Origin of the sequence: Idiomarina tyrosinivorans, from assembly GCF_003987475.1 — a bacterium.
In the GTDB taxonomy this organism is placed as follows: domain Bacteria; phylum Pseudomonadota; class Gammaproteobacteria; order Enterobacterales; family Alteromonadaceae; genus Idiomarina; species Idiomarina tyrosinivorans.
In genome coordinates this window covers 13,951-38,022 of record NZ_PIQH01000011.1, presented here as the reverse complement: position 1 = coordinate 38,022, position 24,072 = coordinate 13,951, and the positions used below count along the sequence as shown (strand labels likewise).

Annotated in this window: 25 protein-coding genes; 7 read left to right on the top strand and 18 right to left on the bottom strand. The window is 50.1% G+C overall.

All coding sequences use genetic code 11. The features are described from left to right. The first annotated feature begins 57 nt into the window (after nt 1-57). On the top strand, nt 58-1,833 hold the full coding sequence (locus CWI84_RS10905) for a DEAD/DEAH box helicase (RefSeq protein ID WP_241968785.1): 1,776 nt from the start codon (nt 58-60) through the stop codon (nt 1,831-1,833). Nucleotides 1,834-1,837: 4 nt separating this feature from the next. On the opposite strand, the gene CWI84_RS10900 is transcribed toward CWI84_RS10905, so the two are convergent. The 3 genes from CWI84_RS10900 to CWI84_RS10890 are packed head-to-tail and all read right to left on the bottom strand — an operon-like array spanning nt 1,838 to nt 4,569. Next, nucleotides 1,838-2,365: a lipocalin family protein gene (locus CWI84_RS10900; protein ID WP_126842624.1), complete on the bottom strand. Its 528-nt coding sequence runs from the start codon at nt 2,363-2,365 to the stop codon at nt 1,838-1,840. Nucleotides 2,366-2,384: 19 nt separating this feature from the next. Further along, on the bottom strand, nt 2,385-3,932 hold the full coding sequence (locus tag CWI84_RS10895) for a cryptochrome/photolyase family protein (protein WP_126842623.1): 1,548 nt from the start codon (nt 3,930-3,932) through the stop codon (nt 2,385-2,387). Continuing rightward, nucleotides 3,916-4,569 (bottom strand): flavin reductase family protein, encoded by a 654-nt coding sequence (locus CWI84_RS10890; protein ID WP_126842622.1) that lies wholly within the window; start codon nt 4,567-4,569, stop codon nt 3,916-3,918. The genes CWI84_RS10895 and CWI84_RS10890 overlap by 17 nt, the downstream gene beginning before the upstream one ends. Nucleotides 4,570-4,703: 134 nt before the next feature. Between CWI84_RS10890 and waaA the strand changes: the two genes are divergently transcribed. Together waaA and CWI84_RS11830 are read left to right on the top strand one after the other, a co-directional pair. Further along, nucleotides 4,704-5,987 carry a lipid IV(A) 3-deoxy-D-manno-octulosonic acid transferase gene (gene waaA / locus CWI84_RS11835; RefSeq protein ID WP_241968784.1) on the top strand — a complete coding sequence of 428 codons (1,284 nt, stop codon included), beginning with the start codon at nt 4,704-4,706 and terminating at the stop codon, nt 5,985-5,987. Nucleotides 5,988-5,997: 10 nt separating this feature from the next. Next, nucleotides 5,998-6,717, top strand: coding sequence for a 3-deoxy-D-manno-octulosonic acid kinase (locus tag CWI84_RS11830; RefSeq protein WP_241968783.1), 720 nt, complete (start codon nt 5,998-6,000; stop codon nt 6,715-6,717). 10 nt (nt 6,718-6,727) lie between these two features. On the opposite strand, the gene gmhB is transcribed toward CWI84_RS11830, so the two are convergent. From gmhB to CWI84_RS10860, 5 genes are read right to left on the bottom strand one after another with little or no spacing between them, the layout of a single operon-like run. After that, on the bottom strand, nt 6,728-7,267 hold the full coding sequence (gene gmhB, locus CWI84_RS10880; RefSeq protein ID WP_126842621.1) for a D-glycero-beta-D-manno-heptose 1,7-bisphosphate 7-phosphatase: 540 nt from the start codon (nt 7,265-7,267) through the stop codon (nt 6,728-6,730). Beyond that, on the bottom strand, nt 7,264-8,307 hold the full coding sequence (locus CWI84_RS10875) for a glycosyltransferase family 9 protein (RefSeq protein ID WP_126842620.1): 1,044 nt from the start codon (nt 8,305-8,307) through the stop codon (nt 7,264-7,266). The genes gmhB and CWI84_RS10875 overlap by 4 nt, the downstream gene beginning before the upstream one ends. 3 nt (nt 8,308-8,310) lie before the next feature. Continuing rightward, nucleotides 8,311-9,753 (bottom strand): bifunctional D-glycero-beta-D-manno-heptose-7-phosphate kinase/D-glycero-beta-D-manno-heptose 1-phosphate adenylyltransferase HldE, encoded by a 1,443-nt coding sequence (hldE, locus tag CWI84_RS10870; protein ID WP_126842619.1) that lies wholly within the window; start codon nt 9,751-9,753, stop codon nt 8,311-8,313. Nucleotides 9,754-9,766: 13 nt separating this feature from the next. Further along, on the bottom strand, nt 9,767-10,336 hold the full coding sequence (locus CWI84_RS10865; RefSeq protein WP_126842618.1) for a D-sedoheptulose-7-phosphate isomerase: 570 nt from the start codon (nt 10,334-10,336) through the stop codon (nt 9,767-9,769). A gap of 42 nt (nt 10,337-10,378) precedes the next feature. Next, nucleotides 10,379-10,777, bottom strand: coding sequence for an FAD synthase family protein (locus CWI84_RS10860; protein WP_126842617.1), 399 nt, complete (start codon nt 10,775-10,777; stop codon nt 10,379-10,381). A gap of 86 nt (nt 10,778-10,863) precedes the next feature. On the opposite strand from CWI84_RS10860, the gene CWI84_RS10855 reads away from it, so the two are divergent. Further along, nucleotides 10,864-11,916, top strand: coding sequence for a CDP-glycerol glycerophosphotransferase family protein (locus tag CWI84_RS10855; RefSeq protein WP_157981021.1), 1,053 nt, complete (start codon nt 10,864-10,866; stop codon nt 11,914-11,916). 59 nt (nt 11,917-11,975) lie between these two features. Here the strand turns inward: CWI84_RS10855 and CWI84_RS10850 are convergent, their stop codons facing one another. The 4 genes from CWI84_RS10850 to mutY all read right to left on the bottom strand — a co-directional run bounded on the left by CWI84_RS10850 (nt 11,976) and on the right by mutY (nt 15,873). Continuing rightward, nucleotides 11,976-13,229 carry a glutamate-5-semialdehyde dehydrogenase gene (locus tag CWI84_RS10850; RefSeq protein WP_126842615.1) on the bottom strand — a complete coding sequence of 418 codons (1,254 nt, stop codon included), beginning with the start codon at nt 13,227-13,229 and terminating at the stop codon, nt 11,976-11,978. Further along, on the bottom strand, nt 13,226-14,341 hold the full coding sequence (gene proB / locus CWI84_RS10845; protein ID WP_126842614.1) for a glutamate 5-kinase: 1,116 nt from the start codon (nt 14,339-14,341) through the stop codon (nt 13,226-13,228). Before proB ends, CWI84_RS10850 begins: the two co-directional genes overlap by 4 nt. Before the next feature lie 183 nt (nt 14,342-14,524). Next, entirely contained in the window at nt 14,525-14,797 is a 273-nt protein-coding gene (locus tag CWI84_RS10840; RefSeq protein WP_126842613.1) for an oxidative damage protection protein, read from the bottom strand. Beyond that, nucleotides 14,794-15,873 carry an A/G-specific adenine glycosylase gene (gene mutY, locus CWI84_RS10835; RefSeq protein ID WP_198674517.1) on the bottom strand — a complete coding sequence of 360 codons (1,080 nt, stop codon included), beginning with the start codon at nt 15,871-15,873 and terminating at the stop codon, nt 14,794-14,796. The genes CWI84_RS10840 and mutY overlap by 4 nt, the downstream gene beginning before the upstream one ends. A 153-nt stretch (nt 15,874-16,026) precedes the next feature. On the opposite strand from mutY, the gene CWI84_RS10830 reads away from it, so the two are divergent. Both CWI84_RS10830 and trmB read left to right on the top strand, forming a co-directional pair. After that, complete coding sequence (locus CWI84_RS10830; RefSeq protein ID WP_126842612.1) at nt 16,027-17,118, top strand: OmpA family protein; 1,092 nt, start codon at nt 16,027-16,029, stop codon at nt 17,116-17,118. An 88-nt stretch (nt 17,119-17,206) separates the two neighbouring features. Continuing rightward, nucleotides 17,207-17,932, top strand: coding sequence for a tRNA (guanosine(46)-N7)-methyltransferase TrmB (gene trmB / locus CWI84_RS10825; RefSeq protein WP_126842611.1), 726 nt, complete (start codon nt 17,207-17,209; stop codon nt 17,930-17,932). Here trmB and hemW read toward each other — a convergent pair. Together hemW and rdgB are read right to left on the bottom strand one after the other, a co-directional pair. Beyond that, nucleotides 17,929-19,071 (bottom strand): radical SAM family heme chaperone HemW, encoded by a 1,143-nt coding sequence (gene hemW, locus CWI84_RS10820; RefSeq protein WP_126842610.1) that lies wholly within the window; start codon nt 19,069-19,071, stop codon nt 17,929-17,931. The genes trmB and hemW overlap by 4 nt on opposite strands. Further along, nucleotides 19,068-19,676 (bottom strand): RdgB/HAM1 family non-canonical purine NTP pyrophosphatase, encoded by a 609-nt coding sequence (gene rdgB / locus CWI84_RS10815; RefSeq protein WP_126842609.1) that lies wholly within the window; start codon nt 19,674-19,676, stop codon nt 19,068-19,070. Before rdgB ends, hemW begins: the two co-directional genes overlap by 4 nt. Nucleotides 19,677-19,772: 96 nt before the next feature. On the opposite strand from rdgB, the gene CWI84_RS10810 reads away from it, so the two are divergent. Beyond that, entirely contained in the window at nt 19,773-21,503 is a 1,731-nt protein-coding gene (locus CWI84_RS10810; RefSeq protein ID WP_126842608.1) for a potassium/proton antiporter, read from the top strand. On the opposite strand, the gene CWI84_RS10805 is transcribed toward CWI84_RS10810, so the two are convergent. Genes CWI84_RS10805 through CWI84_RS10790 form a run of 4 tightly spaced genes read right to left on the bottom strand, consistent with a single transcriptional unit; the run spans nt 21,500 to nt 24,042 of the window. Continuing rightward, nucleotides 21,500-21,961, bottom strand: coding sequence for a DUF4426 domain-containing protein (locus CWI84_RS10805; RefSeq protein ID WP_126842607.1), 462 nt, complete (start codon nt 21,959-21,961; stop codon nt 21,500-21,502). The two genes, CWI84_RS10810 and CWI84_RS10805, sit on opposite strands and share 4 nt — an antisense overlap. Before the next feature lie 3 nt (nt 21,962-21,964). Beyond that, entirely contained in the window at nt 21,965-22,492 is a 528-nt protein-coding gene (locus CWI84_RS10800; RefSeq protein WP_126842606.1) for a YggT family protein, read from the bottom strand. A gap of 33 nt (nt 22,493-22,525) precedes the next feature. Next, nucleotides 22,526-23,350, bottom strand: coding sequence for a pyrroline-5-carboxylate reductase (gene proC / locus CWI84_RS10795; RefSeq protein WP_126842605.1), 825 nt, complete (start codon nt 23,348-23,350; stop codon nt 22,526-22,528). After that, complete coding sequence (locus CWI84_RS10790) at nt 23,347-24,042, bottom strand: YggS family pyridoxal phosphate-dependent enzyme (RefSeq protein ID WP_126842604.1); 696 nt, start codon at nt 24,040-24,042, stop codon at nt 23,347-23,349. The genes proC and CWI84_RS10790 overlap by 4 nt, the downstream gene beginning before the upstream one ends. Between the last annotated feature and the right edge of the window lie 30 nt (nt 24,043-24,072).

The following is a 24,072-nucleotide window of genomic DNA, read 5'->3' as shown; positions in this document are numbered from 1 at the left end:
CACTTGCCTCGTTTTTATGCTTAGCTCGCCACATGTGGCGAACAGGATGATGTGAAAATGATGTCTGAATTTCGTTCAGAGCAATCCTTCGCGGATATGGCTCTACCTTCTGCTGTGCTTAATCAACTGGAAGCACTGCAATTTACTCAACCGACTCCTATCCAACAACAAGCGATTCCAGCGTTACTCGCTGGCGCGAATGTATTGGGTGAAGCGCAAACCGGTACGGGTAAAACCGCTGCTTTTGGTTTGCCAGCATTAGCGCAAGTCGACGCTAACCTTAAAGCCACTCAAGTACTGGTGGTAACGCCAACCCGCGAGCTTGCCATTCAGGTAGCAGAAGCTATTGACAGTTTTGCCAAGCAGCAGCGCGGTGTGTCGGTCACTACCGTCTATGGCGGCTCAGCTTTTGGCCCACAAATTAAAGCCTTGCGTTCAGGTACAACCGTCGTTGTTGGAACACCAGGTCGGTTAATCGACTTGTTGAACAAAGGTGTATTGAAACTCGACGCTCTGCGCATGGCAGTGCTTGATGAAGCCGATGAAATGCTAAACATGGGCTTTATCGAAGATATTGAAACCTTGTTGCGTTCAGTACCAGAGCAAGCGCAGCGCGCATTGTTCTCAGCCACTATGCCAACTGCCATTCGTAAGTTAGCAAAAACCTACTTAACCGATCCTGTCAACATTCGGATTGAGCCCGTGGAGAAGGCAAAGCGCAATATCACTCAGCGCGCATGGCAAGTGCAAGGCATGACCAAAATGACCGCTTTGGCACGAGTGCTTGAGATTACCACGTACCAGCGTGCGTTGATTTTTGTGCGGACCCGTCAAGATACCATGGACGTTGCTGAGCAACTGCAACGTAAAGGCTTTAAAGCGGCGCCATTAAGCGGTGACTTGAACCAGTCACAACGTGAGCAAACGGTTAGCCAATTGCGTTCTGGGCACATCGAAATTTTGGTGGCGACCGACGTCGTGGCGCGCGGACTGGATGTACCAGAAATTACTCACGTGATTAATTACGACCTACCGGGTGATACTGAATCTTATGTTCACCGTATCGGCCGTACCGGCCGTGCAGGGCGCGAGGGTGAAGCAATTTTATTCTATCGCCCACGTGAGCGTCACTTGTTGAAGCATTACGAGCGTGCCACTAATGGCGTGATCGAAGCAATGACGATGCCAGCGGCACAGCAACTCAACGAGCACCGCCAAGATCTGCTGTTACAACGCATTCAACAAACGTTGGCGACTGATGTCAGTGATGTACAGGGTTTGTTGCAGTCGTGGTTAGAGAAGCACGAACTATCCGCAGAACAAATCGCTATGGCACTGTTACAGCAAGAGAACACTCGCCAACCGATGTTTATGGCGGAAGAAAAGGTCATTCGCGCGCCGAAAATCGAACGCCAAGGGCAAAGCAAAAAAGGCCGCGAAGAGCGTCGTCGAGCGGGTCCACGCCGCGGTGCTGATGTCGATTTCGATACCTATAAAATTCAAGTGGGTAAAACGCACGGTGCTCGGCCGTCAGACATCGTTGGCGCGATTGCTAACGAGGCGTCATTGGATAGCCGCTATATTGGCCAAATCCAGCTATTTGATAGCCATAGCTTAGTGGAGTTGCCAAAAGGCATGCCAAAAGACGTTATGCACGTGCTAACCAAAGCGCGGGTGCGTCAACAGCCGATGGCCATTGAAGTGACCGATGCTAAAGTTGCTCGCCCTCCGCGTAAAGAACATCGCGGCGGCGGAGCTCCTGAACGCAAGCGCAGCTCACGCTCTGCCAGCGGTAATGGCAGTAAACGTGGCGCCGCGCGCCGCTTCAGTTAATGGGTTAGTTGTTTGGACCGGCCGGATGCTGCACTCGCAGGATCTGGTCGGTATCGAAGCCCCACTGATTAGCATTGGCAATCGCTAAATCAATCACATCTTGCGGTACCTTCGGTGACCTCGCAAGTAGCCAGAAGTAATCGTGACTGTCACTGGTAACGATGGCGTACTGATAGTCTTTATCTAACCAACTGACATAATACCCGCCGTAAAATGGCCAAAAGAAGGTCACATCAAATGCCGCGGTCATACCTTTAATCGGCTTTGCTTTGCCGATGGCCGTTTGCCATTCACCATCTTCCGTGTTGTAACCGCGATTCGTCACCTCCATGGTGCCATCTGCATTCACGCGATATTCCGCGGTCACGCCCTGCAAGTTCTCTTCAAAGTCATGCGGTAAGCGCAGAATTTCGTACCACTTGCCACTGTACTTGGCCAACGAGAAGCTTTTTACTGGCGCTGCCACCGGTGTTGGGTCGGCATTGCAGCCCGTTAAGCCGAGCGCTGCTGCGAAGGCGACAATTAAACTCATGCGCATAGTGTTTCCCTCTTTAAAGATCATCTAACTGCTGTAAATAACGTTCTGCTTGGTCGAGTAGCTGCTGTCGTTCATCGTCTGTTTTCTTGTCCCAGACACTGTACATCATGCTCATCCGATGATTGCTTTGCAACGCTGGTCGGTGACGATGGATAAAATGCCAGTACAGACTATTAAAAGGGCAGGCTTTGGCGCCAACTTTTTGCCGTTGTTGATAGTAGCAATTGTTACAGTAATGCCCCATTTTTTGAATGTAGTTGCTGCTGGCGGCGTAGGGCTTGGTCGCCAGTAAGCCGCCATCGGCAAATTGGCTCATGCCGCGAGTGTTAGGCAATTCAACCCACTGTAGAGCGTCAATGTAGATGCCGAGGTACCAGTCATCGAGTGGATCGGGGTCAATGCCAGCAATTAAAGCGAAATTGCCGGTTACCATTAGCCGCTGAATATGGTGGGCGTAGGCATATTCTAATGATTGCGATATGGCGCGTTTCAGACACTGCATTTTTGTGTCTGCATCCCAAAAATAATGTGGTAGCGGACGTGTGTGATTGAAAAAATTTTGCTTCTGATAGTCGGGCATATGGTGCCAGTACATTGCCCGAATAAACTCTCGCCAACCAATGATTTGGCGCACAAATCCTTCAATTTGGGCAAGGTTGATAGCGCTGTTGTCATGCCAATGCTCAATGGCGGTATTGACCACCTCGAGCGGACTGAGCATTTTGCTGTTAAGCGCAAACGATAGGCGCGAGTGGTACAGTGACCAACTTTGTTCGGTCATGGTATCTTGATAACGACCGAAGTTGGCTAAGCAGTGACGGCAAAAATATTGCAACAGCTCTCGCGACTGCTTGCGGTTAACCGGCCATAGCAGAGCACTGCTGTCTGCAGCTCCGAAGTGTTTTACTTCTGCTTTGCGCAAACGCTCCGCCGCGGCCTCGGCGTTGTTGGCAAACAGCAGCGGTTGTGGGATGTCGGCGTTGGCGGCGATTTTTTTGCGGTTTTCGGCATCAAAATTCCACCGCCCACCTAACGGCTTATCGGCCTCCATTAAAATATCGAACTGGCGTCGAACTTGGCGATAAAAGTTTTCCATTAGGTAGTTATCGCTGTCAGGAAAATAACGCTTGAGTGCATCTCGTGGGGTTAAAAAGTGTTCGCTGTCGAACCACTCGATACTGATATTCTGTTCACCCGCCCAGCTCCTCAGGTAGTGATCAACCCGGTACTCATCAGCAAGTTGGCACTGGAGTTGGGCGTTTGGGTACTGCCCTAATAGCGCTTGCAAGTTTTTGCCAATGCTTTGCTGGTTGTCGGTATCGGTTAAATACTGGTAGTGGACGCGGTGGCCGGCTTGCCTCAGCGCCTGCGAAAAGTTTTCCATCGCCGTGAAAAATGCGAGCAATTTTTGCTGATGATGAAGCACGTAATCGGTTTCTTGACGGATCTCCATCATCACATACAGTACCCCGTCATCTTTGCTTTTAAACCAGCTGTGTTGGGCGTTAAGTTGATCGCCCAATATCAGCCGTAGGGTATGTACCTCAGCGCTTTTTGCCATCTAAGTCGAGCTCGGTCAGCGGTTGGTCGGGCTTGGCATAACTCAAGCGAGCAAGGCGTTCGGTACGGTAATAGCTATCCAGCCCCGATACCGCGACGGTATTGTTTGCAGCAAGGTCGAGGAAGCCATCGTCTTTGACACAGCTCTCGGCGACGCGAACCCACTCTACTTCGCCAATTACCAATTCCGTCCCGTTGTGTTGAATAGGGGTGATTTCGACCAATTTCATTCCCACTTGCAGGGGGCTCTCGACCACGTAGGGTGCGTGAAAGCCATCTACATACCCCGCGGTCAGTCCGCAGGCATCAAATTCTGACTGCGTTCTATCGTAACGCGCCGAGGTTTGGTGAGCCTGCTGATAAAACGACTCGCCAACATGGTTGACTGTGTAAACACCGGTTTCATCGATGTTTTCTAAGGTATGCCGAGCAACCGAATGCGGGCGTAGAATCATTCCCAGCAATGGCGGATTAGACCCCAAATGGAATACCGAGCTAACGATTGCTGCGTTGGTATTTTGTTTGCGATCAGCGGTACCAATAATGTTGGCACTCTTGAAGCCAGATAATGCATTAACAAAGTGGACCCGCTGTGGTTTTTCCATGCGGGCTAAATCATTTAAGCTAAATTGCTTCATAATCACCTGAATTTGTGTTTTTTTAGTTTACGTTGCGTTACCCCGAGTGGATCGATGGCATAGCGTTTAACGACTAAGATATGGCATTATAGTCGGCTATTTTTTTACAACGGCAAAGGGAACGGGTAAACGCCATGGCAACAGCACGTTTGGGCGGGCTATTACAATTGCTACTGCCGTTACTAAAACTGATGTTTTGGTGGCGAGGTCGGAAAGATCCGCGTTACCGTCTGCGCTGGCATGAACGACTGGCCAAGCAAGTGATTCCGGAGCGTTATCGCGGAGCTGTCGTGGTGCATTGCGCCTCGGTTGGCGAGGTACTTGCTAGTTTAGGGTTGATTGAAGCTCTGCTCACCAAAGCTGATGCGCCGCCGGTGATCGTAACCTGCATGACGCCAACCGGTTCAGCGTTAATCCAGCAACGCTTAGCAGAGCGGGTGTATCATTGTTATCTTCCGCTCGATACGCCAACCGCTGTCGGACGTTTTCTGCAGCGCGTGCAACCGAGTGCCATTTGGTTGATGGAAACCGAGGTATGGCCGAGTTTGATTCAGCGCGCGACGGAGCAGCAGATTCCTTGCTTGTTACTCAATGCGCGAATGTCTGAGAAGTCAGCGGCAGGCTACCGCAAAGCCCGCTTTTTATTGGGCTCTGTATGGCAGCAATTAGCCTGGGTTGCGGCGCAAGATCAAGCCTCTGCAGAGCGTTTGCAAGGTTTGGGCGTCAAACCCGAGCGGTTAACGGTGTGTGGCCAACTAAAATTTGATATTGAGCTATCAAACGAAGCGCAACAGCAAGCTCAAGCTTGGCAACAGCAGATAGCCGGGCGTTTTGTCTGGGTTGCCGCCAGTGTTCATCCCGGGGAGTTTGACGCCATGATCACGGCACATCAGCAGTTGCTGAAACAGCAGCCAACGGCGTTGCTGATAATGGTACCTCGCCATCCCGAACAATTCCCGGTAGTGGCAGAGTTGTTAGCACGCAGCGGCTTAGTCTGGCAGCAGCGCTCACAAGCTGAGCAGATGGGTACAGACAGCCAGGTGTTTTTGGGCGATAGCATGGGTGAGATGTTGCTATGGCTGCAATTAGCCGAGGTCGCTTTTGTTGGCGGCAGTTTAATTGAACGGGGCGGACACAATCCGCTAGAAGCAGTGGTTTGCGACAGTGCCGTTATTTCGGGCCGTTCGGTGTACAACTTTGCTGAAGTTTACCAAAATCTGCAAACAGCGGGTGGGGCTCAATTGCTAGCTGATAGTACTGAACTTGGCGAAATATTGTGCCACTGGCAACAGGCGCCTGAGCAATATCAGCAGCAAGTTTTGCAGGCGCGACACGTATTGAACCAACACCTTGGCGCCACCGAGCGCGTCTTAAACGGGGCTATGAAATACTCTAGCCAAAAGCCAACGGAACAGTGAAAGGCATTGAATGATTGAACAACAAACTAGCGCGAGTGAAACCATCGTTTACGACGATACGGTGGTGGATGAAGTCAGTTCTGCGCTATTTAGTCCAGCTTATTGGCAGCAACAAAAGGCTATTGCGGGTAACGCAACGGGACGCTCAACGGTCTACTTTATTCAGCAAGGCGACCGTGGCTGGGTATTGCGTCATTACTACCGTGGCGGTTTTATTGGCAAAATTAATCATGATCGGTTTTTACGTGAGCCTGCCGCGCAAAGTCGCGCTATTCAGGAGTTTAACTTGTTGGTTAAACTGCGTGACAAAGGATTACCGGTGCCGAAACCGGTAGCCGCGCGTTATCTTCGCGCTGGCTGGTTTAGTTATCGCGCCGATATTATTGTTGAAGTGATTCCGGGAGCGGTGGATGTTTACCGTTTGCTTAAACAACGCCAGTTAAGTGCAGAAGAATGGCAAACGGTTGGCGCCGCAGTTCGGCAGCTGCACCAAGCACAGGTCTTCCATTCCGACCTAAATTGTCACAACTTGATGCTCGATGATCACGGCAAAGCATGGATCGTCGATTTTGATAAGTGCAAGATCTGCGAACCTGGCGACTGGACTAAGGATAACTTAGCGCGCTTGTTGCGGTCGTTGCGCAAAGAAAAGCAGCGCGAGGAAACTTTCCACTGGAAGCAAAGCCGTGATTGGCCGGAATTCATGACCGGCTACCAGCAACACGGCTGAGTCTGCGATGTTAAGGCTGGAGGTCAGCGATCGAGTCGATGACTTTCAGCGCATTTGCCGGCGTTGCCTCTTTATCGGTCTGTCCGCTTAACACCAATACGCGTTTGCCAATGCCTGCTCGCTCTGCTGCTTCCATGTCAGAGGGCTTATCGCCTACCATCACACATTGAGCTGGATCCAAGTGAAAATCGTTAATCGCTTGCAACAACATTCCCGGTTTGGGTTTGCGGCAGTCGCAATGTTTCAGGTAGGGGGCTAACGCTTTTTCAGGGTGGTGTGGGCAAAAGTAGACGCCGTCAATGGTTACGCCATTTTCCTTGAAGCGTCGCTTCATCCATTCAGTGAGTTGCTGAAAATCCGCTTCGCTATAGTAGCCGCGGCCGATGCCTGATTGGTTGGTGATGATAATAATCCGGTAGCCCTGTTGTTGAAAACGTTGACAGGCAGCAAAAATACCATCGATAAAGCTAAATTGGTCGGGCGTCGACACGTAACCATGGTCTTCGTTAACCACACCATCGCGGTCGAGGAACAGTGCCTTCGAGGTCATAGCTGTTGCTCCTCAATAACCCGCGTTAGCATGGTTTTAACGTCGTCTACCGTAATGTTATGCATCAATGTTTCGCCTTTGGCACGAGTGCCCCAGCGAACCTCATCAGGGCGTTTCCCGAGGGTTTGTTGCAGCGCCAGAGGATAATAGTTAACGACGTATTGTTGGTAGCGGTAGGGCCCGGTACGTTGTGGATTGCTATGTGCGTAAAGACCCACGACTGGCGTTCCTAATGCATTGGCCATGTGCGCAGGGCCAGTATCTGGGGCAATCACTACCGATGCCTGTTTTAATACCGCAAGCATTTGCTGGAGCGTGGTTTTACCGGTTAGGTCAGTACACGACTGAAGCTGCTCCGCTATGGTACTCGCTAGGGCCTTTTCGTGGGCTCCCGGACCACCGCACAAGACGACGTCGAAGCCTTGTTGTATGGCCCAGCGACCAATGGCAATGTAACCTTCAGTGGTCCAATTGCGTTCCTGCTTAGATGCAGACGGACTTAACACCAATAATTTTGCATTGTCAGGCAAGTGCGCTTTAGCCCACTGTTGATCATCGGCTTGAATGGGCAGATGCCACTGCAACGTCTGAATGTCAGCATCAAGAAATTTAGCGAATGCGGCAAAGCCATCTAAAACGTGGGGGTGCTCAGGAAAGTCGACGTGTTGATTAACGACCAAAGAATGGAGCTCCTTCGCATGATGCTTAGGGAAGCCCACTTTTACTCTGGCGTTCACACACAGAGCCGCTAAATTGGCGCGAAACGCCAATTGCATATGCAACAGGTAGTCAAAGGTTTGCCCAGCGAGATCACGCTTTAGCTGCCGATACGCCCGCCAACCTTGGCTTTTGTCGAAGACCACGAAGCGAATGCCGGGTAAATTTTGGAGTAATTGGCGTTCAATTTTACCGATAATCCAAGTGATTTTAGCGTTTGGATAGCGGCGTTGAATCGCTTGCACTGCGGCTATCGCGTTACAAACGTCACCGATTGCAGAAAGCCGTAAGATACAGATTGATTGTACGTCTGGTTGCAGCACCCGTTAACCTTTTAGCTTGTTGATGGTAGAGGTGGTTGAGCGGCCATCGAGGAATGGCAGTACTTTAACTTCTCCGCCGTTATTTTGTACCCATTCGGCGCCGACGATATCGCTAATCTGGTAGTCACCACCTTTCACCAAAACATTGGGGTTGAGGCTCTGGATAAGCTGCAACGGGGTATCGTTTTCCGCGGCGTTATCGCCGAAAGGCAATACCCAATCCACGCAGGCGAGGCCCTCCAGCACAGCGCGGCGATCCGCTAAGGAATTGACCGGTCGTTGCGGACCTTTCAAGCGCTTAACCGAAGCGTCACTATTAAGACCCACGACCAAGCGCTGACCTAATGCGCGAGCTTGGTTCAAATAAAACACATGACCCGCATGTAAAATATCGAAACAACCGTTGGTGAACACGATTTTCTCACCCCGTTGCTGTGCAGCGGCGATGGCCCTGCGAATTTCAGAATCGCTCGGGTGTTGCGCGGGTTGTTGTTGCGCCAATTGCTGATTCAGTTTTTCTGCCAACTGCTGAGAGGTCACCGCAACAGCACCTTGTTTAGACACCGCAATACCGGCCGCGAGGTTAGCCATCTCGGTCGCTTTATCGAGTGGCAAGTGAATGCCTAGCATCGCTGCTAACGTGGCAATCACGGTATCGCCAGCACCCGTTACATCACTCACTTCCAATACCTGTGCGGCAAAATGGTGTTGTTGTTGCGGCAAAATAAGCGTCATTCCATGCTCACTTCGGGTTAGTAGCATCGCCGCAATGTTGTTCTCTGCGATTAAAGCCCTAGCACTATTCAGCATGCTTTCTTCACTGCTGCTATCGCCGCCATAGAGCGCGAACTCATTTAGGTTTGGGGTGATCACATCGGCGCCGCGATAATGGCTTAACTGTGGCTGTTTAGGGTCCACCAACACCATTTTACCGGCGCGTTTGGCAGCGCTAATCATGGCGCTCACATGCTGCAACGCGCCTTTGTTGTAATCACTGAAAACAATGATGTCGTAATGGTTTAACAACGCGTCAAAACGCTGGCGAAGTTGTTCAGCGTCCGTTGCAGAAAATCTTTCCTCTCGGTCCAAACGCACCACTTGTTGGTGACGAGAAATCACCCGTGTCTTGGTAATTGTGGGTTTGTCACTGACACTGACAAAGGAAAAGTTAACCGCATGTTGGGTTAATGCTTGTTGTAATTGTTGGGCCTCTGAATCGTTACCGACTAATCCTAGCAACCCTACACTAGCGCCTAGGGTGGCGATATTCACCGCGACGTTTGCAGCGCCACCAACGCGGTCTTCGGTTGCCGATAGCTTTACTACCGGAACCGGTGCTTCAGGGCTAATACGCTGTGTATCGCCGCGGAAATAGCGGTCCAACATTACATCGCCAACCACCAAAACAGATGAGTCAGCAACGGCATTTAGGGCATTAACATCCATGCGCAAAGGCTCCTTAGGCTGGGCTTTGGTCGAGCGCTTCGCACAACCAATGGCCAATAAACATATGGGCTTCCTGAATGCGAGCCGTTTCGGTATCAGCAATAACAATCGCTAATTGCGCAATATCTTTGACCTTGCCGCCACCTTTACCGGTTAACGCAACGGTCTTTGCGCCTATTGCATTTGCAGCCGTCAGCGCATCATTAATGTTAGGACTGGTACCCGACGTGGTTAATCCAATGACCACGTCCTCAGCTTTAACTAAGCCTTGCACCTGGCGCGCGAATACTGAGCTGAAGTCGTAGTCGTTAGAATGCGCAGTCAGGATAGAAGTATCGGTGGTTAGCGCAATAGCGGCTAGTGGCCCCCGTTCTTGTTTGTAGCGCACCATAAATTCTGCGGCTAAATGTTGGCTGTCGGCAGCACTACCACCATTGCCGAAAAAGACAATCTTACCGCCCTCACTAAGGCTTTGTTGCACCCAGCTTAAAAGCGTCTCACAGTCGCCTTGGTGCTGTTCTAAGGTTTGGAAAACCTTGCGGTGACGCTGTAGTGCGTCATTGTACGATTGTGCTGTATTCACTGTATGCTCCAAGCAAAATTCTTTGTGGCAAACGCCCCAGTATTAACGTGGGTCATGGCTCCGCACAACCTCGATAAGCTGAGTGGTTGAAATTGACGGTGTCCGCGGTAAGTATAGAACGTCACAGAGCGTTTTATACTCGTCAAAGCGGCCTTCCCAATCGTCACCCATGACTAAAATATCGGCGTTATATTGCTGAATATATTCACCTTTAAGTTCTAAAGACTGCTCTAAAAACACTTCATCAACGCAGCGCAACGCTTGCAGAATACGCATCCGATCATGTTCTGGGCAAATCGGCTTGCGCTGCTTCTTTTGCCAGTTGAGGTTATCGGAAGAAACCCCCACCGTTAGGTGTGAACCTAGCGCGCGCGCCCGTTCAAGAATTTGTAAGTGACCGATATGAAACATATCGAAGGTGCCAAAGGTAATGACGCGCATCTGACCTAGCTCCTACTATTCAGCTAAAAATGTCGATGATACACTACTCAAACCACCTATTCATCTACTCATCAAATAGCACCATCATGCCCAAACCGACGATCATTTTTTATGCCGAACATGCCTATTACTTGCCACAGTTCATGCCAGTGGTTAACGCGTTGCAGCAACGGGGCGCTGCGGTTGAGGTGGTACTGGACGCGGACAAGAACGCCGATGAACCCGCCGCAACGCAAAGGCTAACCGTTACGAAGCTGTTGCAACGTGTGCGACAAGGAACCGATTGGTTGGTATTCGGCAACGAAGTGAGTTGGCTGAAACAGTTGCCGGCAAGCGTAAAAACCGCGTTGTTGTACCATGGAGTGGGTGTCAAAGCCTGCTATTACGACGAAGCACTGAGTCATTTTGATGTGCGTTTTACGGAAGGGGCTTTCCGTCATCAACAACTGCAACAGCGCTATCCAAAAAGCCATTTTCAGCAGGTGGGCTTTGCCAAGTTGGATCCCATTGCTTTGGCTGACGGTCGTCAACAGCAGGCGTTGTCATTGACTGAACTGGGGCTAGATCCCAATAAGCAAACGGTACTTTATGCACCGACCTTTTATCCCAGCTCAATTGAGCGGATGCCGCTGGATTGGCCGCAACAGTTTAGCGACTACAATATTATTATTAAGCCGCACGCGTTTAGCATGAGCCACAGCAAGTATGACAAGCAACGGCAACGTTTTGCTCACTGGCAGCAAGCGCCCAACGTCCACTTTGCCAAGCAAGCGTCACTGCTACCCTACATGGCGACCGCTGATATTCTGTTGAGTGAGGCATCCTCGGCCTTATTTGAATTCGCAGCGTTAAACAAGCCGGTTATTTGGATTGATTTTCTGCAATTACGCTGGAGTTATCGAGGACCTTTACGCTTTCGCTTTGATAAACGGATGGACCAAAGTATTACTGAATATGCTTCAGTCGCGCGCCACGTGAGCCGCCCTAGCAAGCTGTTCGATGCGGTACAGGAAGAGTTGAAGCATCCTCAGCAGCTCGCCGCAGAAAGACAACGGGTGACCGCTGAGCTGATAGGGGAGGTTGACGGCAAGGTGTCTGCAAGAGTGGCCGATTACTTGTTGGACAATATTGACCGTTAACGATGAATATATAAAAGCCGCTACTGGTGTAGCGGCTTTTTTGTTGGGCAGGGGCACTATTATTCGCGAATTTGGCCGTTGCCAGTCACCACAAATTTCTCGGTCGTCAGTGCTTGCAAGCCCATTGGACCATAGGCGTGCAGCTTACTGGTAGAAATACCAATTTCAGCACCTAGACCTAGCTGACCACCGTCGGAGAAGCGCGACGAGGCATTTGCCATAGTCACTGCTGAATCCACTTCGCGGATAAAGCGTTTGGCAGTGGCGTCGTTTTCGGTACAGATAACCTCGGTGTGGCCACTACCGAACTGTTGAATGTGCTCAACCGCAGCCTCGTAATCGTCAACGGTACGAACAGCGATTTCTAAGGCTAAGTATTCTTCACCAAAAGCATCGTCTGCAATCAGCTCAGCGCCTTCAAAGTAAGGCATAGAGCGTTTGCAGGCGTGTATTTTAACGGATTTTTCCGCCAGCGCTTTCGCTGCCATCGGCAAGAAAGTATCGGCAACGTCTTGATGAACCAATAGCCCTTCAAGCGCATTACAGACGCCCGTACGTTGGGTCTTACCGTTCAACAGCAGCGCTAACGCCTTGTCTAAGTCCGCATCTTTATCAACATAAAGGTGACACACCCCTTTATAATGCTGGATGACAGGAATTTTACTGTTGTCGCTGACAAAGTGAATCAGGCCTTCGCCACCGCGCGGAATCACCAAGTCGATGTAATCTTTTTGCTGTAGCAAGTCCATCATTAACTCACGATCTGGCGTAGGTACCACAGTGATTACGTCTTTTGGCAGCTCCGAGGCTTGCAGTGCTTCATGTAAAGCCTTAGCAATGACTTTACTGCTTTCGATAGCTTCGCGACCACAGCGTAAAATGACGGCATTGCCTGACTTAAAGCATAGTGCGCCGGCATCAGCGGTAACGTTCGGACGGGCTTCGTAAATCATACAAATAACGCCAAGTGGAATGCGCATCTTCTCAATTTTAATGCCATTCGGGCGTTCATCTAAAACGTAGCTATCGCCAACAGGGTCGCTCAGCTCAATAATCTCTTCAATGGCTGTAGCCATACCTTCGACACGCTCGGGAGTCAGTTCCAAGCGGTCCATCATGGCATCGCTTAGACCCTTTTCTTTGCCTGCTACCAAGTCTTTCTTGTTGATCTCGATGATCTCTTCTTGGTGCTTTCGCAGGCTATCTGCCATTTTCTGTAAAACGGCGTTCTTTTCTTGTTCTGACAAGTTTGCAACCGCTCGAGCGGCTTTCGCGGCTTGTTTACCAATTTGTTCTGCATTGATCTGTGTCATGCATCCTCCAAAATCATTAAGTCATCACGATGAATTACTTCGGTAATCGGGCTGTAACCAAATTGTTCAGCAATCTCGCTGGTCTGTTGACCTTTAATGTGAAGTAACTCGTGAGAGCTGTACTGACAAATTCCTTTTGCGATGGCTTCGGTGTTGTCTGCGCTGCGCACTAAAACCGCATCGCCACGATCAAAATCGCCTTGGATATCGACGATGCCAGAGCTCAACAGTGAAGCACCTTTCTCCGTCAGAGCATTGCACGCGCCTTCGTCCACCAAAATTTCACCTTGAGCGACTAGGGTGTGCCGCAACCAATGTTTCTTGTTGCTGATTGGGTCAGACTGGCGTCGGAATAAGGTGCCAGGAATTTCACCCTGCAATAACGACTCGAACGTTTCCCCTTTACGGCCATTAACGATGTAGGTATCAATACCGTGCGATGTCGCTTTCTCTGCGGCTTCGACTTTGGTCCGCATACCGCCTGTACCGACTTTGCTGGTGGTTCCGCCAGCAAGCGAGAAAATGCTCTCATCAATGGTTTCTACCACCGGAATTTTCTTCGCTTCTGGGTTCAAGCGTGGGTCGGCATCGTACAGGCCGTCGATGTCTGAGCAGATAAACAATGCATCAGCGTCAACCAAGGTAGCAACCATTGCTGCAAGGTTGTCGTTATCACCCACTTTCATCTCGTCGGTTGCTAGCGCATCGTTTTCATTCACTACAGGCAATACTTCGTGCTCTAACAACGTATGTAAGGTGTTCTTGATGCTTACATAGCGCGCTCTGTCTCGCAGGTCGCTGTGGGTCATTAGCACCTGAGCGCAAGGAAAATCAAAAAAGCGCGACCAGTATGCCATCATTTCGTTTTGTCCAACTGCCGCCATCGCCTTACGGACGACTACAGGAAGCTGTTCATGTTCGAATTCTATATGCTTGCGGCCTGCGGCAACACTGCCTGAGGAGACAAGAACGATTTCTTGGCCGCGAGCTCGACACTCGTTGATGAAACGAGCAATGGCTAGTAGGTATTTCGTACTACATCCGGTTTCATCTGGCGCTATTAGGGCACTTCCTACTTTTAGTACCGCGCGTCGCCAGGATGGCGCTTTCATATGGACTCCCTCTTTATGAATTCGTTAGTAGTCTAACAGATTGGGACTGAAAGCTCCAGTTGACCCCATAAGCGTAGAATATTGTCGATATTTGTAAAACTCATATACAGAGCTTGTTCCGTTTTACGCAGGAAGTTCTGGTTTTGATCAAAAAAGCCCACGCGAGGTGGGCTTTTCAGAAGATTACTGTTGCGGAGGTGTATAACCCTCAATTTCTATGTCTTCTCCCTCAAAAAGGAAGGCTTTCATCTGCTCTTCAAGGAATTTTCGAGCCTCCGGGTCCATCATATTGAGGCGTTTTTCATTGATTAACATGGTCTGTTTTTTTTGCCATTCCGCCCAAGCTTGTTTAGAAATATGCTGATAGATCTTTTCCCCAAGCTCACCGGGGTACATCTGAAAATCTAAGCCCTCGGCTTCTTTCTTTAAATATTCACAATAAATGGTACGGCTCATGACCGGCTCCTTGAATGCGTCTGTTTGGCTAACTGTTTTAGGATCTTAGCGGTTGGCGCGGCAAATCCCAAGTTTTCTGGTTGTTGAATGTTGACCCAGCGTTGCTGCAGCTCGTTTACCTCGCCCAGCTCATTAGCTAGGGCTATCACCACTGGCGTGATGTCCAAATGGAAATGACTAAAGGTATGGCGAAAGGTTTGCCATTGCTGGATTTCCGCTGGCGCTACAGCTAATTCAGCGATGTAGTCGTTGAGTTCGCTTTGTTGTTGGAATTGTGGAAATCCCCAGAGGCCTCCCCATAAGCCAGAGGGGGGACGTTGTTGCAGTAGGGTTTGCTGATCGTTGGTCAGCACAATCGCTAACCAACAGGATTTCTCCGGTAGTGCTTTGCGCGGTTTCTTACCCGGTAACTCAGCGATTTGGTCGTGCTGGTAAGCATGGCAACGCGAATGCAACGGACAGCGCTGACAATCTGGCTGCTTGCCTTTACACAAAAGTGCACCTAAGTCCATCATCGCTTGATTGTAATCAGCACAGCGCTGTTGCGGCGTGAGTTGTTCGGTGAGCTGCCAGAGTTGCTTAGCAACGGCTGATTTACCCGGCCAACCATCGACGCCATAGGCCCGAGCCAGTACTCGCTTAACATTACCATCTAAAATGGCAGCATGCTGACCACAGCCCAATGAGGCGATTGCACCGGCGGTAGAGCGACCGATGCCTTTGAGCTGTTCTAGCTCGGCTACTTGGCAAGGAAATTCCCCCGCAAATTGCTCCATGACTTGTTTCGCAGCATGGTGCATATTGCGCGCTCGAGCGTAATAGCCTAACCCCGTCCAAAGGTGCAACACCTCGTCTAATGGTGCTTTCGCTAACGCCGCCACGGTTGGGAAACGTGCCATAAAACGCTGGTAGTAGTCTATGACGGTTGCGACTTGCGTTTGTTGCAACATAATTTCCGAGACCCACACGCGATAAGGCGTAGGGTTCTGTTGCCAAGGCAAATGATTGCGCCCGTGTCGGTCAAACCATTTCAGCACCTGCGCCGAGTGCCAGCTTGAACTTATCCCATCTTTCACAATAACGACGACTCTAACAACAAAGTGAATGGTGGCAGCGTCCCTATTAATGCTTGTAAAGAATACGAAAAGGTACGCAACGTTTTTGATCCATGAGTATCTTAACAAAAGTATAAAGCGTTACATACGTATCGTGAAACAAGGAGAAAAGACATGAAGCGTTTATCGGTTTTAATGCTGGCACTGTTAGGTGCGGGGATGAGTCAAGCTGCTATGGCTCAGGATAAAGGAGATGGTTACTTTGGTGTACGGGGCGGGGTTATAGCGACTGACGCTGATCGGTACGCGAAAGAGAACAATGCATTACTGCCTGTAGAAGACGGTTTTAGTAGCTCAACGGTCGGTCTTGAGGGCGGCTTTATGCTAACCGACTATTGGGAAACGCGAATTTATTATGAATACGTTAATGCGAGCCTTGATGGTAATATGGGGGAGGCCGAAGGAAGTAACTATGGTGCAGACATCATTTATAATTTACCCGATAACGTGTACTTAGGTTTGGGCGTTAACCGTTTAGATATTGGCGATAATAAAGACAGTTTTGCCCGGGCCTTTGTTGGGTATCGCCATTTTGTTTCGCAGTCTGTTGCGTTACGGTTCGAAGGTGGTATTCAAGAAGGTGAGTATTCCGAAGCATTTGCGACTATCGGTTTACAGTGGTTCTTTGGCGGTCGGGACGAACCCATGCAACAAACTAAGCCGGCGCCTAAGCCACAACCGCAACCCGAGCCTGAACCGAAGCCTGCCCCTGTGGCACCCGCCGACTCGGATAATGATGGCGTAATTGATCCGAATGACGAATGCCCAATGACGCCAGCGACGTATTCGGTTGACGAAAAAGGTTGCATTGAATACGAAAACGAAACCATCAGTCGCGAGCTGTTGGTAGAGTTCGACATTAATTCGTCAAAAATTCGTGACAACAAAGTGGATGACATCAAGCGCATGGCTGAGTTTATGAAAGAGCATCCGCAATTGGACATTACCATTGAAGGTCACACCGACTACACCGGTGCAGCAGACTATAACCAGTGGTTATCAGAACGTCGCGCGAAAGCAGTTGCTGATGTGCTTATCCAGCGTTTTGGTATTGATCCGAAACGGGTGAAATCGGTCGGTTACGGTGAAACCGAGCCAAAAGTGCAGGGTAAAACCGCAGCGGCTCGTCAGGCTAACCGTCGGATCGAAGCTGAGCTAGAAGTCACCAAACGGAATCCGGTGTTGAAAAGCGAAGTGAACAAATAATCAACGCTTGAGTTCCGGCTCCAGATTCGGATAATGTAGCGCCGCCCACACAGGGCGGCGTTTTTCGTTTAACCGGTCGAGGACAACCATGAGCCAATTTCGTAATGCCGAAGAAGCCGCTGCGGCTGGCAAGTATGTACGTACCGTCAGAAGTTTCGTCAAGCGCGAAGGCCGCCTCACTAAGGGGCAGGCATCGGCAATAGAGCGGCTTTGGCCGACAATGGGGTTAGCCTTCAGCGAGCGAACCGTTGATTTGCTTAAGTTGTTTGGGCGTGAGGGGCCGGTGACCCTAGAAATCGGTTTTGGCATGGGCGGCTCTCTGGTTGAAATGGCCGCTGCCGACCCGCAGCGTAACTTTATCGGTATAGAAGTTCATGAGCCCGGTGTCGGCGCGTGTTTAATGGCCGCAGAACAAGCACAAGTCACAAATTTGCGGGTGTCCAACAGTGATGCTGTGGAAGTGTTAAAGCAACAAATTCCCGATCATAGCCTAGATCGCGTACAGATATTTTTCCCCGATCCGTGGCATAAAAAGCGTCATCATAAACGTCGCCTTATTCAGCCGCAGTTTATTCAATTACTGTTAAAGAAACTCCGCGCTGGGGGAATGATTCATCTGGCCACGGATTGGGAGAACTACGCCGAGCACATGTTAGAAGTGTTATCCGCAGAAGCGAAGTTAACCAACCTGTCGCACTCGGGTGATTTTGTGCCGCGTCCAGCAGACCGCCCGAAAACCAAGTTTGAGCAGCGTGGAAAAAACAAAGGCCACGGGGTCTGGGATCTGCAGTTCGTAGTGGCGCGACGCGATTAAAGTAAATCCTCGAGCACGCTATTTAAGAACCGGTGGCCGTCTCTGGTTAACCGCCACTGGTTTTTGTCGGAAATGACCCAGCCTTTATCAATACTGTTCCGCAATGCCTGATCAGCTTCTGCTGTAGTGCAGTGCGTGCGTTCGAGTAACTGCTGTTTAGGTACAGGTTCAAGTAAGCGTAAGCGGTTCATAAAGAACTCGAATAGCTCATCTTGTTTTGCAACGTATTGGGTGCGATATCGTAGCGTTCGAGTTAAATCCAAATAGCCTTTTGGGTGCTTCACTTTTTCACAGCGCAAAAGAGCGTTATCTTCCGCTGCCAAAGTAATTTTGCTATGAGCTCCACACCCAATCCCCAAGTAATCGCCAAATTCCCAGTAATTGCGATTATGGCGACTTTGATGGCCCGCTTTGGCATAAGCACTGACTTCATATTGCTGGTAACCTGCGGCTTCTAACTTTTTGTGCCCTTCGGTGTAGATATCCCACAGAACATCGTCATCGGGGAGTTGCGGTGGGCGGCTAGCAAATGAGGTATTCGGCTCAATGGTCAGTTGATACCAAGAGATATGGGGCGGGTCGAGAGCAATAATTTGGTCTAAATCGGCCATCGCATCAGCAACGGATTGCTCGGGCAAACCGTGCATTAGGTCCAAGTTATAGCTGCGTAAGCCGAGCGCTTTGGCGTGTGCTGCAGCCACCCGGGCTTGCGCGCTAGAATGGATGCGACCTAATGCCCGCAGTTGCTGATCTTTTAAACTCTGGATACCAATCGACAGGCGATTGACTCCGGCCTCGACGAAGCCGGCGAAGCGTTCGACCTCGAAAGTACCAGGATTCGCTTCAAGTGTGATTTCACAATCCGCTGCTAACGGCAAAACCTTGGCGACGCCAGCAATAATTCTCGCAATGCTATCCGGTTGCAAAACACTCGGCGTGCCGCCGCCGAAGAAAATGGCCTGTACTGGGCGTTGCTGTGCCCAGTCGGCATCCGCGCGGATATCATCTAATAGGCGGTTGACATATTGCTGTTCTGGAATGTGGCCCTGAATTTTGTGTGAATTGAAATCACAATACGGGCACTTCTCAATACACCAAGGAACATGGATATAAAGTGTTAACGGCGGCAGTGATTTCACAGGGGCTGCTCGGCTAATTGGGCGAGTAACTGTTGCAGTGCTTTACCGCGATGCGAGCGTTGCTGCTTTTGCTCGCGGCTCAATTCGGCTGCTGAGCATTGTGTTTCTGCATCCCAGAATATTGGGTCGTAGCCGAAACCGCCGCTCCCCCTTGGCGCTGATAACAGCGTTCCTTGCCAGCGTCCTTGGCAAATAATCGGCGTTGGGTCCTCAGCATGGCGCAGCATCACTAAAGCGCAGTGAAAGCTTGCGCTGGCGTTTTCGATACCTTGTTGCGCCAGTGTGGCTAACAGTTTATCGATATTACGTTGGTCGCTACGCGGTTCACCGGCATAGCGTGCAGAATAGATTCCCGGCGCACCCTGCAAAGCGTCGACAGCAATACCCGAGTCATCGGCAATCGCTGCTAAGCCAGTGTGTTGGCAGGCGTGGCGCGCTTTAATAATGGCATTCTCAACAAAGCTCAAACCGTCTTCCACGGCCTCTTCGAAATTCCATTGCGACTGCGGTTTTATTCGCCAGTGCGCGGTGCTGGGCGACGCCTGCAGTAATTGTTGCAATTCGGCAACCTTGCCTGCGTTTCCCGTTGCAAGAACGATATCCATGGTGAACCTTATAGCCAAAAATTCGTTGCCAAGATTTTAACATCTCCGTGCTATGATGGGCACAGGTTAACAAAAAAGAATCTGTCAGGAGGACGTGTGGATTTCGCCAATACCTTGCTATTTGCCACTGGAGGTTTGCTCCTGATCAGCATCCTAGCAGGGGTCATTTCCAATCGTCTGGGCGCGCCAATTCTTTTGACGTTTTTATTAATTGGTATGCTTGCTGGCGAAGATGGGCTTGGCGGTATTCAATTCGATAATCCCGAGTTAGCGTTTTTGATTGGTTCGCTGGCATTGCTCGTCATTCTGTTTGATGGAGGTATGCGCACCCATCCAGAGCGCTTTCGGGTGGCATTATGGCCAGCGATAAGTCTTGCGACCGTGGGGGTAGCTATCACCTGTAGTTTGGTCGCTGCTACAACGGTATGGCTGTTTGGTCTGAGCTGGAACGAAGGACTTTTATTAGGCGCTATCCTAAGTTCCACGGATGCTGCGGCGGTATTCAGCCTGTTCCAATCACGAGGGTTACGGATTAAAGAACGGGTTGCTTCGACCCTAGAAATAGAATCAGGCACCAACGATCCGATGGCGGTCATTTTAACGGTTGCTATGACACAGGCATTGTCAACTGACGCGATGACCAACGCATGGTGGATGGCCGCTGGAGTGGTTTGGCAATTGCTCGGTGGCATAGCCATGGGTTGGATCTGTGGCCGTTTGTTTGTCATAGCCGCCCGCAAACTGCCGCTGAGTTTCTCGTTCTATCCGTTACTGGCGTTGGCTGCTGCTGTCGTCACCTTTGCCCTCACCAGTAAGATGCAAGCGAGCGGATTTTTAGCGGTATACCTTACCGGTTATGTGATTGGTAACGCGCGGCTGCCTCAGCTTGTGCATATACTGCAGGTACAAGATGGTTTGGCTTGGTTGAGTCAAATTTCGATGTTCCTGATTTTGGGACTGTTGGTGACGCCCTCACACTTATTCCAGTACGGTTTCATGGCCTTTGTTGTAGCCCTGACTTTACTCTTTATCGCGCGCCCCATAGCGGTATTCATCAGCCTATTGCCATTCAACTTTCCGTTAAGAGAGCAAGGGTTTATCAGTTGGGTAGGCTTACGTGGAGCGGTTCCCATTATTTTGGCGCTATTCCCGTGGCTGAGTGGGATGAAAAACAGTGACCTGTATTTTGACGTGGCCTTTGTTGTGGTCATGACCTCGTTGATCGTTCAGGGTTGGACCATTTCGCCGATGGCTAAATGGTTAAAGCTGCAAGTACCGCCCAAGCCTGAACCTCAGCAGCGTATGCCGCTCAGTGCGATTGCAAGCCATCATGCGCTGGAAGTTTGGCAATACCGTATCGATAAGCAGTCAGCAGCCTGTGATCACACTTGGGAGCAGCTCAAGCTGACGGCCCCGGCAACCTTTGTCGGCGTACTTCGCCAAGGAGAGTGGTTGCAACCAGAGCAACGTCCCGTTATTCAGGAGAGAGATTTTTTGCTGGTGGCCGCCAATGTGAAAGACTTGGATGAAGTATCAAGGATCTTGGCATCGACCGGCGAAGGTCCGGAACCGTTGCAACAAAACGTGTTCTTCGGTGACTTTTCACTGCATGGCAACCTGACGTTGGCAGATATTCAAACGTTCTATCCGCTGGGTGACATTGATGAAGCGTTGTTAGCGAAGAGTATTGCCGATTACTTCACTGAACGCTTCCACCGGCGAGTGGTCATTGGCGACCAGTTAGCCTTGGGCAATGTCATGCTCACCGTGCGCGATATGGATACTCACGGTGAGATTTTAGCGGTGGGTATCAAGTTGACCGATTAATCTTCCTCATCAAACACGTCGAAGGCTTGATTAAAAGTCAGCTGGTGTGTTTTGCCGTCTTTCTCAATGTCGATGGTAAAACGCAACATTTCTTGATTGCTGTGTGAAAACTGCGCTAGATAGTAAATGGCGTCGTTTTCTTTGATTTCCTTAAAGGTAAGCTTTTGCGGCTGACCGAGAGGATTAAGCACCTGTCCAGTGACGCTAGCCGTTGTCGCAGCGCCCGTATTTTGGTGAATAATCGCAATGTTCAATAGCCCCTGATAACCCGAGCGAGTGATCCCGTATTGGCTGGCGATAGCTGGAGCCAAGAAAGTGGATGGAATAGCATTGTAATGAATCTGCCATTCACCAAACTTTTCAAACTGTTCGCTGTGTGCCGCAGCACTGGCCACAAGGGTCAGCGCTGCAACCAGCAACGCCAATTTGGACTTAAGCGAAGAGCTGAAATGTTTCATAGCTTAAATACCTATAAGAATGCGTAAAAATTGTAGTAGCAATAGCACCACTAATACTGAGAGGTCTAAACCACCAAGTGGCGGTAAGATTTTCCGCACTGGCGCCAATAACGGTTCGGTCAATTGGTGCAGTAACGCCTCAATAGGATTATAGCCCTGTGAGAACCAACTGAGTAATGCGCGAATAACCAAGATCCAGAAAATCATCGATAAAAACGCACTAACCACCATCAAAAAGCCGTTGATGAAAAGTGCTGGCGCACTGAAGCCATAGTTATTTAAGCCAATGATTGCGTAGACTTTCAACACTCCAATAGCGTAGGCGAAGATTAATGTCGCTAAATCCACTCTGCCGACAGTGGGGAGTAGATTGCGTAACAACCCAACGACGGGTTGGGTGGCTTTAACCACAAACTGGCTAACCGGATTGTAAAAATCCGCTCGAGTCGCTTGCATCCACAGGCGTAACAACACCACGTATAAGTACAAGTCGATGATGGTGACAACCAAAAATGTCAGGGCATTATTCATTGCAAAATCCTCTGAAGCTGCGACGAGGCCGAGTTAAAACAACTCAGCCATCTCTTGGTTACGTTTAACTGCCGCTTTAACTGCGTCGCTTGAAATATTATCGATATCAGCTTGTTGGTAGACCTCAACACCTTTGGCCGTCGACCCACCTTTACTGGTCACTTGCTTACGCAGTTCTTCTAATGATAAGTCGCTATGCTGTGCCATTTTAGCTGCGCCTAAACAGGTCTGTTGCACCATTAAGCGCGCTTTTTCCGAATCGAAGCCGAGTTCGACAGCCGCTTTCTTCAGCGATGCCATAAACTCGAAGAAGTACGCTGGGCCGCTACCCGCTACTGCGCCTAAGATGTCGAGTTCATCCTCGTCGGCGACCCAAATCGTTTCGCCGACGCCGTTGAATACATCGGTGACGTAATCTTTATCGCTGGCTTGAGCCCGCTCGTCAGAGACAATGCCCGATACACCTTCACCGACCAATGATGGGGTGTTAGGCATCACCCGAATCACCGTAAGTTGGTCGTCATTTAAGTATTGGTGATATTTGGGAATACGAATACCGGCGGCAATGGTAATAATCAATTTGCCGGAAAGGTCGACATTAGCAGCAAGATCACTACAGACATCTGCCATCAATTGTGGCTTGACTGCGAGGACGATAACATCTGCTTGCTTGGCAACATGGTGGTTGTCGTTGCTGGTATTAAGCCCATGAGCGGATTCGAGTTTTTCTAATTTCGCTGAGCTCGGATTACTTACCCAAATTTGCTTGGCGGGGTAACCACTTTGGCACATTCCGCCAACGATGCTCTGGGTCATGTTACCGGCACCAATAAAGGCGATGTTACGAATGTCGTTCATAAATACTCCCGTTTTCCAAAAATTGCTGTTCCAATACGTACCATGTTAGCACCCTCAAGGATCGCTTGTCGCATATCGCCGCTCATTCCCATCGATAAGCTGTCAAAATTCTCGTACTGAGGCTGATAGCGCTCAAACAGTTCCCGCATTTGCTTGAAACTGTGGTGCTGAGCTTGCTCATCGTCGGTGCCCTCGAGAATGGTCATTAGCCCGCGCAAGGTTAAGTTTTCAGCCCGTTGGCAAAAGTCCAGAAGTGGCTGGATCTGATCAGCGACGAGTCCGGACTTGTTGGGATCACCATCAATATTCACCTGAACCAAAACATTCAGCGCTGGCATACCCTCGGGGCGTTGCTGATTAAGGCGTCGCGCAATTTTTTCGCGATCAACACTATGGACCCAGTCCATCGACTCTGCGATGGGACGGGTCTTGTTGCTTTGCAGGGGACCAATAAAATGCCAGCAAATGCCGTCCAAGTGCGTTAATTGCTGCGCTTTATCCACGGCTTCTTGCGCGTAATTCTCGCCAAAGTGCCGTTGTCCAGCCTGCCAAGCCTCAGTAATTGCTTGGGGAGGGTGCGTTTTGCTGACCGCGATCAGTTGCACAGGATGTTGGAACTGCTCACGTTGCTCAGCAAAATCAGTGATTTGCTGGCGTACATTGTTGAGCTTCTCTGCTATGGTAGAAGACATTCAACGATTCCTCATGACTGGCGAACAGGA